This window comes from Streptomyces palmae, from assembly GCF_004684805.1.
GTDB lineage: Bacteria > Actinomycetota > Actinomycetes > Streptomycetales > Streptomycetaceae > Streptomyces > Streptomyces palmae.
The window spans coordinates 1-8,411 of record NZ_SRID01000309.1 but is presented as its reverse complement, the minus strand read 5'-3'; the positions used below and the strand labels follow the sequence as shown (position 1 = coordinate 8,411).

General features: G+C 70.8%; 8 protein-coding genes and 1 rRNA gene. 5 read left to right on the top strand and 4 right to left on the bottom strand.

The window, feature by feature from the left end; all coding sequences use genetic code 11:
* Positions 1 to 3 precede the first annotated feature (3 nt).
* Complete coding sequence (locus tag E4099_RS24875) at positions 4 to 237, bottom strand: hypothetical protein (protein WP_135341351.1); 234 nt, start codon at positions 235 to 237, stop codon at positions 4 to 6.
* A gap of 91 nt (positions 238 to 328) precedes the next feature.
* On the opposite strand from E4099_RS24875, the gene map reads away from it, so the two are divergent.
* From map to E4099_RS24850, 5 genes are all read left to right on the top strand, one after another.
* Complete coding sequence (gene map / locus E4099_RS24870) at positions 329 to 1,186, top strand: type I methionyl aminopeptidase (protein ID WP_135341350.1); 858 nt, start codon at positions 329 to 331, stop codon at positions 1,184 to 1,186.
* Positions 1,187 to 1,355: 169 nt separating this feature from the next.
* Positions 1,356 to 2,492 (top strand): iron uptake system protein EfeO, encoded by a 1,137-nt coding sequence (efeO, locus tag E4099_RS24865; protein ID WP_135341349.1) that lies wholly within the window; start codon positions 1,356 to 1,358, stop codon positions 2,490 to 2,492.
* Between the two features lie 20 nt (positions 2,493 to 2,512).
* Entirely contained in the window at positions 2,513 to 3,778 is a 1,266-nt protein-coding gene (gene efeB, locus E4099_RS24860) for an iron uptake transporter deferrochelatase/peroxidase subunit (protein ID WP_135341348.1), read from the top strand.
* Positions 3,779 to 3,793: 15 nt separating this feature from the next.
* Entirely contained in the window at positions 3,794 to 4,762 is a 969-nt protein-coding gene (gene efeU, locus E4099_RS24855; RefSeq protein ID WP_135341347.1) for an iron uptake transporter permease EfeU, read from the top strand.
* The gene (locus tag E4099_RS24850) at positions 4,656 to 5,627 is read left to right on the top strand and encodes an SCO2278 family lipoprotein (RefSeq protein WP_135341346.1); all 972 of its coding nucleotides are present in this window, start codon (positions 4,656 to 4,658) and stop codon (positions 5,625 to 5,627) included. Before efeU ends, E4099_RS24850 begins: the two co-directional genes overlap by 107 nt.
* Before the next feature lie 220 nt (positions 5,628 to 5,847).
* Here the strand turns inward: E4099_RS24850 and E4099_RS24845 are convergent, their stop codons facing one another.
* The 3 genes from E4099_RS24845 to rrf all read right to left on the bottom strand — a co-directional run bounded on the left by E4099_RS24845 (position 5,848) and on the right by rrf (position 8,401).
* Positions 5,848 to 6,804, bottom strand: a complete 957-nt coding sequence (locus E4099_RS24845; protein ID WP_209446720.1) for a sigma-70 family RNA polymerase sigma factor — start codon at positions 6,802 to 6,804, stop codon at positions 5,848 to 5,850.
* A gap of 29 nt (positions 6,805 to 6,833) precedes the next feature.
* Positions 6,834 to 8,054, bottom strand: coding sequence for an NAD(P)/FAD-dependent oxidoreductase (locus tag E4099_RS24840; protein WP_135341344.1), 1,221 nt, complete (start codon positions 8,052 to 8,054; stop codon positions 6,834 to 6,836).
* Positions 8,055 to 8,284: 230 nt separating this feature from the next.
* Positions 8,285 to 8,401 (bottom strand): 5S ribosomal RNA (gene rrf, locus E4099_RS24835).
* Between the last annotated feature and the right edge of the window lie 10 nt (positions 8,402 to 8,411).

Sequence of the window (8,411 nt, the reverse complement as noted above, 5' to 3'; positions counted from 1 at the left end):
GCGCTACCCCTGCCCCGGGTCCCCCTTGGGGGCACCGTCGTGCCAGCGGGCGTCCGTCTCCCACTCGACATTGCGCTCACGTGCCGTCTCCATCGCGTGAGCGGCCTCCTCCCGGGTGGTGTACGGACCGAACCGGTCCGCGGCCCGGCACTCCGGCCCCTCCTCCACCTTCTGGTGGCGCAGGCAGTAGTACCACTCGCCGGGCCTGCCCGCGCTCCGCTTCTTGAACAGCGCCATTCCGCCCTCGCCTCCGTCCACCGGCGGTCTCGTCACCGCCCGGTTCAGCGAACCCCATGCTGCCCGATCCCTCCCCGTTACACTCGCTGCCATGTCTGGCCAGTCGCTTCTCGTCCCGGGGCAGCTCTCGCCCACCCGCAGCGTGCCCGCCTCGATCGCGCGCCCCGAATACGTCGGGAAGGCCGCGCCCACCCCGTACACCGGTCCGGAGGTGCAGGACGCCGAGACCGTCGAGCGGATGCGGAAGGCCGGGCGGATCGCCGCGCAGGCCATGGAGGAGGCCGCGAAGCTGATCGCGCCGGGGGTCACCACGGACGAACTGGACCGGGTGGCGCACGAGTTCATGTGCGACCACGGCGCCTACCCGTCCACCCTGGGCTACCGCGGCTTCCCGAAGTCGCTGTGCGCCTCGGTGAACGAGGTCATCTGCCACGGCATCCCGGACTCCACGGTGCTGCGCGACGGCGACATCGTGAACCTGGACGTCACCGCCTATCTCGACGGGGTGCACGGTGACAACAACGCCACCTACCTGTGCGGCGAGGTGGACGAGGAGTCGCGGCTGCTGGTGGAGCGCACCCGGGAGGCCCTGAACCGGGCGATCAAGGCGGTCCGGCCGGGTCGCCGGATCAACATCATCGGCCGGGTCATCGAGTCGTACGCCAAGCGCTTCGGCTACGGGGTGGTGCGGGACTTCACCGGCCACGGGATCAGCACGTCCTTCCACTCCGGCCTGATCGTCCCGCACTACGACAGCCCGCACCACACCACCGAGATCCTCCCGGGGATGACCTTCACCATCGAGCCGATGCTGACCCTGGGCACCCATGAGTACGACATGTGGGACGACGGCTGGACCGTGGTGACCAAGGACCGCAAGCGCACCGCCCAGTTCGAGCACACCCTGGTGGTCACCGAGAGTGGCGCCGAGATCCTCACCCTGCCCTGAGGCGCCGGCCGCTGACGGGGCACCGAGGGGGTTCCGGGAGGGCGGCGGGGCCTTGAGAGCAGGATCACCACCCCCCGGTGGGTACTACATAGGACAGCCTCAGCTAAATTAGGGCAGCCTAATCAGGCCACTGTCCTGTCGTGCCCACCGAACCTGCCTGGAGCCCCCTATGCGTGCCCTCCGCTCCTCCGTCGTCACCGCCGTCGCGGCGGCAGCGGCGCTCGCCGCCGTCGCCGGCTGCGCGGAGAAATCCGATGGCAAGGGCTCCGACGCCATCAAGGTCACCGCGTCCGATGACGCCTGCGAGGTCTCCGCCAAGTCCTTCCCGGCCGGGCATGTGAACCTCTCCGTCGACAACGAGGGCTCCAAGGTCACCGAGGTGTACCTGTACGCCCCGGGCGACCGGATCGTCGCCGAGCGGGAGAACATCGGGCCCAAGCTGCACGCCAGCATCACCGCCGAGGTGAAGCCGGGCACGTACGAGATCGCCTGCAAGCCCGGTATGAAGGGCGACGGCATCCGCCAGAAGGTGACCGCCACCGGCAAGGGCGCCACCGCCAAGCGCGACCCGCGGCTGGACGCGGCGGTGGCCGCGTACCGCACCTATGTGCAGGAGCAGGCCGACGAGAGCATGCCGCTGGTGAAGAAGTTCACCGACGCCATCGAGAAGGGCGATCTGAAGGCCGCCAAGAAGGCGTACGCCCCGTCCCGGGTGGGCTGGGAGCGCACCGAGCCGGTGGCCGAGTCCTTCGGCGACATCGACCCCAAGGTGGACCTCCGCGAGGACGGCCTGGCCAAGGGTCAGAAGTGGACCGGCTGGCACCGGCTGGAGAAGTCCCTGTGGCACGACGGCAAGATCACCGCCGCGGACAAGGAGCTGGCCAAGCAGCTCACCAAGGACCTGGAGGACTGGCGGAAGCGGGTCGGTACCGCCGACCTGACCCCCACCGGCATGGCCAACGGCGCCAAGGAGCTGCTGGACGAGGTGCAGACCGGCAAGGTCACCGGTGAGGAGGAGCGCTACAGCCACACCGACCTGGTCGACTTCGAGGGCAACGTGGAAGGCGCGGAGAAGGCGTACACGCTGCTGCGGCCGGTCGTCGTGGAGAACGACAAGGCCCTCGCCACCGACCTGGACAAGCGGTTCGCCGCGGTGAAGAAGCTGCTGGACGGCTACCGCGAGGGCGACGGCTTCGTCTCCTACGACACGGTCGGCAAGACCGACCGCAAGAAGCTCTCCGACACCGTCAACTCGCTGGCCGAGCCGCTGTCCAAGCTCGCCGCCGCCGTCGTCGTCACCAAGTGATCCAGGAAGGGGCCAGGTCCATGAGCGAGCAGACCGAAGAGCAGCGGCCCAGCCCGTCCCGCCGGGCACTGATCGGCTGGGGTGGTGCCGGGCTCGCGCTCGGCGCCGCCGCGGCGGGCGGTGTGGCGGCGGCCGTCGGCACGAGCGACCGGACCGAGCCGGCCGCCGAGAGTGGCGGCGCGGTGCCCTTCCACGGCCGCCACCAGGCCGGCATCGCCACCGCGGTGCAGGACCGGCTGCACTTCGCGGCCTTCGACGTGCTCACCGACGACCGGGCCGAGCTGGTCGCCCTGCTCAAGGAGTGGACCAAGGCCGCCGCCGCGATGACCGCGGGGCGCCCGGTCGGCGAGGGTGCGGTCGGCGGGCTGGCCGAGGCCCCGCCGGACGACACCGGTGAGGCGCTGGGGCTCAAGCCGTCCCGGCTCACCCTCACCGTGGGCTTCGGCCCGGGCCTGTTCGAGGACGCCAAGGGCCGGGACCGCTTCGGGCTGCGCAAGCACCGCCCCAAGGCCCTGGTCGACCTGCCGAAGTTCCCCGGCGACAACCTGGACGCGGCGCGCAGCGGCGGCGACCTGTGCGTGCAGGCCTGCGCCGACGACCCGCAGGTGGCGGTGCACGCGATCCGCAACCTGGCCCGGATCGGCATGGGCAATGTCGCGATCCGCTGGTCGCAGCTGGGCTTCGGCAAGACCTCCTCGACCACCCCGGACGCCCAGACGCCGCGCAACATGATGGGCTTCAAGGACGGCACCGCGAACATCGCGGGCACCGACACCGCCGGGCTGGACAAGCATGTGTGGGTCTCCGAGAAGGACGGCCCCGACTGGCTGGTGGGCGGCTCCTACCTGGTGGCCCGCCGGATCCGGATGCACATCGAGACCTGGGACCGCGCCTCGCTCAAGGAGCAGGAGGACGTCTTCGGCCGGGACAAGGCCGAGGGCGCGCCGCAGGGCAAGCAGCGCGAGCACGACCAGCCGAACCTGAAGGCGATGCTGCCCACCGCCCATGTGCGGCTGGCGCACCCGGACAGCAACGGCGGGATCAAGATCCTGCGCCGCGGCTACTCGTTCACCGACGGCACCGACGGCCTGGGCAGGCTGGACGCGGGACTGTTCTTCATCGCCTACCAGCGGGACGTGCGGGACGGCTTCGTACCGCTGCAGCAGCGACTGGCCGCCCACGACGCACTCAACGAATACATCCAGCACGTGGGTTCGGCGCTCTTCGCCATCCCGCCGGGCGTCCGCGACGCGGACGACTGGTGGGGCCGGGCGCTGCTGTCCTGAGAGGAGATCGGACTCATGTTCGGTAACTATCTGATCGGCCTCCGGGAGGGCCTCGAGGCCAGCCTGGTGGTCTGCATCCTGGTGGCCTACCTGGTCAAGACCGACCGGCGCAAGGCGCTGCTGCCGATCTGGCTGGGCATCGGGGTCGCGGTCGCGGTCAGCCTGTCCTTCGGCGCGGCCCTGGAGTTCGGTTCCCAGGAGCTGACCTTCAAGGCGCAGGAGGCACTGGGCGGTTCGCTGTCCATCATCTCGGTGTGCCTGGTGACCTGGATGGTCTTCTGGATGCGGCGCACCGCGCGGCACCTGAAGAAGGAGCTGCACGGCAAGCTGGACGCCGCGCTGGCCATGGGCACCGGCGCCCTGGTGGCCACCGCCTTCCTGGCGGTGGGCCGGGAGGGCCTGGAGACCGCGCTGTTCGTCTGGTCCGCGGTGCACGCCAGCAGCGACGGCACCTCGCAGCCGCTGATCGGCACCGTGCTGGGCCTGCTCACCGCGGTGGTGCTGGGCTGGCTGTTCTACCGCGGCGCACTCAAGATCAACCTGGCCAAGTTCTTCACCTGGACCGGCGCCATGCTGGTCGTGGTGGCGGCCGGCGTGCTGGCGTACGGCTTCCACGACCTCCAGGAGGCCGGCTGGGTGCCGGGCCTGCACGACCTGGCCTTCGACATCAGCGACACCATCCCGCCGGACAGCTGGTACGGCACCCTGCTCAAGGGCGTCTTCAACTTCCAGCCGGACCCGACCTGGATGCAGGTCGCGGTGTGGTCGCTGTATCTGGTCCCCACCCTGCTCTTCTTCTTCGCCCCCGGTAGGGTTGCGCCGACCGCCGCAGCCCCGAAGGAGCCTCAGACCCATGAAGCGCAGGTCGCCCCGGAGGATGAGCACGCCGCTGGTAGCCGCAGCGCTGCTGCTGGCACCGGCGCTGACCGGGTGCACGACGGTGCACGGCGAGCGGGAGAACATCCCGTCGGTGGACAGGGCTGAGGCCTCCCAGGCCCTCAGGGACTTCACCGACACCTACAACACGGCGTACCGGAAGCTCGACCCGGACCTGGTGGCCCGGGTCGAGACCGGTCCGCTGCACGCGATCAACAGCGCCGACCTCACCGCCCAGCACGCGGGTTCCCCGCGGGGCAACCCGGGCTTCCCGGCCCTGGAGCTGACCGACGCCCGCTATCTGATACCCCGCCAGGTCGGCTGGCCGAAGTTCTTCGTCGCCGACACCCGAAGCAACCGCGAACAGGCCGACTCCGGCACCCGCTGGCTGCTGCTGTTCACCCGGGACGAGCCCCGCACCCCGTGGCGGGTGGCCTATCTGTCCATCCTCAGCCGCGACGAGGTCCCGCGCTTCGCGACCGACCGGGACGGCTACGCGCAGCCGGTCCCGCCCGGCACCGCCTCCCGGCTGGCCCTCCGCCCCGACAGGCTCAGCAAGGCGTACACCGACTACCTGATGACCGGCGAGGGCACCGTCTTCGCCGCCGGCGGATCGACCTCCGCGCTGCGCGAGTCCCGCAAGAAGACGCTGCGCACGCCCAAGTACTGGACCGAGTACATCGACACCCCCGCCGCCGGCCCCCGCTACGCCCCCGCGGGACTGCGGCTCGCGGACGGCGGGGCGCTGGTCTTCTTCACCTCCCACCACAGCCAGAAGCAGACGATGGCCAAGGGCATGAAGCCCAACCCGGACGATCGGGTGAAGGCCCTGATGACCGGCGAGGCCAGGAAGTCGATCACCTTGACCCGGGTGTCGGAGGCCGCGGTACGGGTGCCCGCCAAGGACGCGGCGGACCAGCGCGTGGTCTTCCTCAACCGAGTGGAGGGCGTCACCGCCGCCAAGGGCGAGTGACGTCCGCGCGGGGTGGCCGCGCGGGACGGACGCCCGGTGCGGCCGGATCCGCCGGCCTGCCCCCCTGACCGCTCGACTCACCCCGGCCCAGCGGCTCGCGGAAGCCGCCACCACGGCTCCGGACTCCTGCCCGTGACCCCGCATGTGCTCACCGCCGTGTCGACCCCCGGGAGCGGTCCATCACGGCGCGGGCGCCGCGCCCGGCGCGGTCGGCATCGGGTCACCACTGGGGGACGAGCGGCGCGGCCGGTGCGTACCGACGCCAGGCCTCGGTGAGGCGGGTGAGGCGGGCGGGGGCGGCGATACCGCGCACGGTTGCGATCTTGCCGCCCGTGACGTCGAACGTCACGGCAGCGATGACCTGGTCGCCGAGTACGAAGAGGATGGCGGGGGCGCCGTTGACGAGCGCGTAGTGGATGGCGGGCGTACCGCCGACAAGTCGCCGCTTCGCAGGTGTGGGTCTGAAGCCCGCCCGTACCATGGCAGCGATGCGCCGCGGGGTGTCGTACCGCAGCAGCGTCTTGGCCGGGCCGGCGCCGTTGGAGTCGGAGATCGCGGTCGCGTCGTCGGTGAGCAGCGCCACCAGGCGTTCGGTGCGGCCCGAGGAGGCGGCGGCGAGGAACTCCTCGACGATCCTGCGGGCGGATGCCGGGTCGACGTCGCCGCCGCGGCGCGCGGCGGCGATACGGCGCCGGGCCCGGTGGAGGTGCTGCTGGCTCGCGGACTCGGTGACGTCGAGGATCTCGGCGATCTCGGCATGGCTGTAGGAGAACGCTTCGCGCAGGACGTAGACCGCCCGCTCGAGAGGCGACAGGCGCTCCATGAGCGTCAGCACGGCCAGGGAGACCGATTCGCGCTGCTCGAAGGTGTCGGCCGGGCCGAGCATCGGATCGCCGTCGAGGAGTGGCTCGGGCAGCCAGGCGCCCGCGGTGCGTTCGCGGCGGGCCTGTGCCGAGCGGAGCCGGTCGAGGCACAGGTTGGTGACGACCTTGGTCAGCCATGCTTCCGGCACCCTGATCCGCTGCCGGTCGGCGGCATGCCAGTGCAGGAAGGCGTCCTGCACGGCGTCCTCGGCGTCGGTGGCCGAGCCCAGCAGCCGGTACGCCAGCGAGGCCAGCCGATTCCGGCTGGCCTCGAACCGGCTGGTGTCGAAGCTATCGGTGGCGGTGCTGTCCACGCGGATCACTCTAGGTGGGCCCTGGGCGGCTACGCGAGCGCCTTCTCGGCGGACCCGTTCGACTGCTCCACGGACCCGTTCGGCGTGGTGGCCAGGCGGCGCTTGCGCTTGGGCATGCCGAAGGTCGGGTGCGAGGTGGCCCACAGCGATCCCTTGAGGATGCCCGCCTTGATCCGCGCGGCCTTCCGACCCGTCAGGTACTTCGGCTTCGCCAGCCCTTCGTCATCGACCAACTGCAGGATCCCGTCCCGCCGCCCGAGGCTGATGTGGTTGCCCGGGTAGTCGAGCTTGGTGTTCGCGATCGCGCGGCCGGTCAGGCGTCCCACGATCGCGGCCGCGGCCTGTATGCCGGTGTAGCCGGCCGAAGCGCAGGACATCGGCAACGGCCGCCCGTTGTCGCGGATGGCGTAGGCGCTGTCGCCGACGGCGTAGACGTTCGGGTGCGAGACCGACCGCATGGTGCGATCGACGACGATCCGACCGTCCTCGGTGACCTCCAGCCCGCCGGCGGCGGCGATGGGGTCGACCGCGAACCCGGCCGTCCACACGGTCGCGTCGGACGCCACAGCGGTGCCGTCGGTGCACAGCACCCGCGCCGCTTCGACGGCTTCGACCTCGGTGTGCTCCAGGACGGTGATGCCCAGCCGGTCGCAGGCCCGGCGCAGATGGCTGCGGGCTCCGGCGGAGAGCCGGGCGGCCAGCTCACCGCGGGCGACCAGCGTCACCGACAGGCCGGGCCGGGATTCGGCGAACTCGGTGGCGGTCTCGATGCCGGTCAACCCGTCGCCGACGACCAGCACCCTTCCGCCTTCGTCCCGCCTGCCCAGGCTGTCCAGGCGCTCACGCAGGCGCAGTGCCGAGGGCCGGCTGGCGACGTCGAAGGCATGCTCGGCCGCACCGGGGACACGGTCGACGTCGCCGTGGCTGCCGAGTGCGTAGAACAGCGTGTCGTAGCCGAGCTCGCCGCCGCCGTCGGCGTCGGCCACGGTGACGGTCTGGCGCTCGGGGTCGACGGCGGTGACACGGGCCAGGCGCAACCGGATCCCCGTGCCCGCGAAGACGTCGGCCAGCTGTGGCGCCTCGATCTGCTGGCCGGCCGCCAGCTGGTGCAGCCGCAGCCGCTGGACGAAGTCCGGCTCGGCGTTGACCACAGTGATCTCGGTGTCCTCCGGGGACAGCCGGCGGGCCAGGTTCCCGGCCACGTAGGACCCGGCATAGCCGGCGCCAAGGACGACGATGCGGTGCTTCATGAGCTGCTCCTGTCGGTTCGCCTGTTCTCGGTGAGTCGAGCGGAGCAGCCACCCGATTCCTGACAGGAACCGCGTGTGGCGTGAGTCACAGATTGGCAGGAGCGGTGCGGCTCGACGATGCCCGCGGTACCGAGGACCACGAACAGCTCCTGAGCCGGAGGGGAACGCAGACAAACACAAAGAAGCCCTGTCAGGAACCGGAGTTCCCGACAGGGCTTCTGTCAAAATTTGTTCGGCGGCGTCCTACTCTCCCACAGGGTCCCCCCTGCAGTACCATCGGCGCTGAAAGGCTTAGCTTCCGGGTTCGGAATGTAACCGGGCGTTTCCCTAACGCTATAACCACCGAAACACTATGAA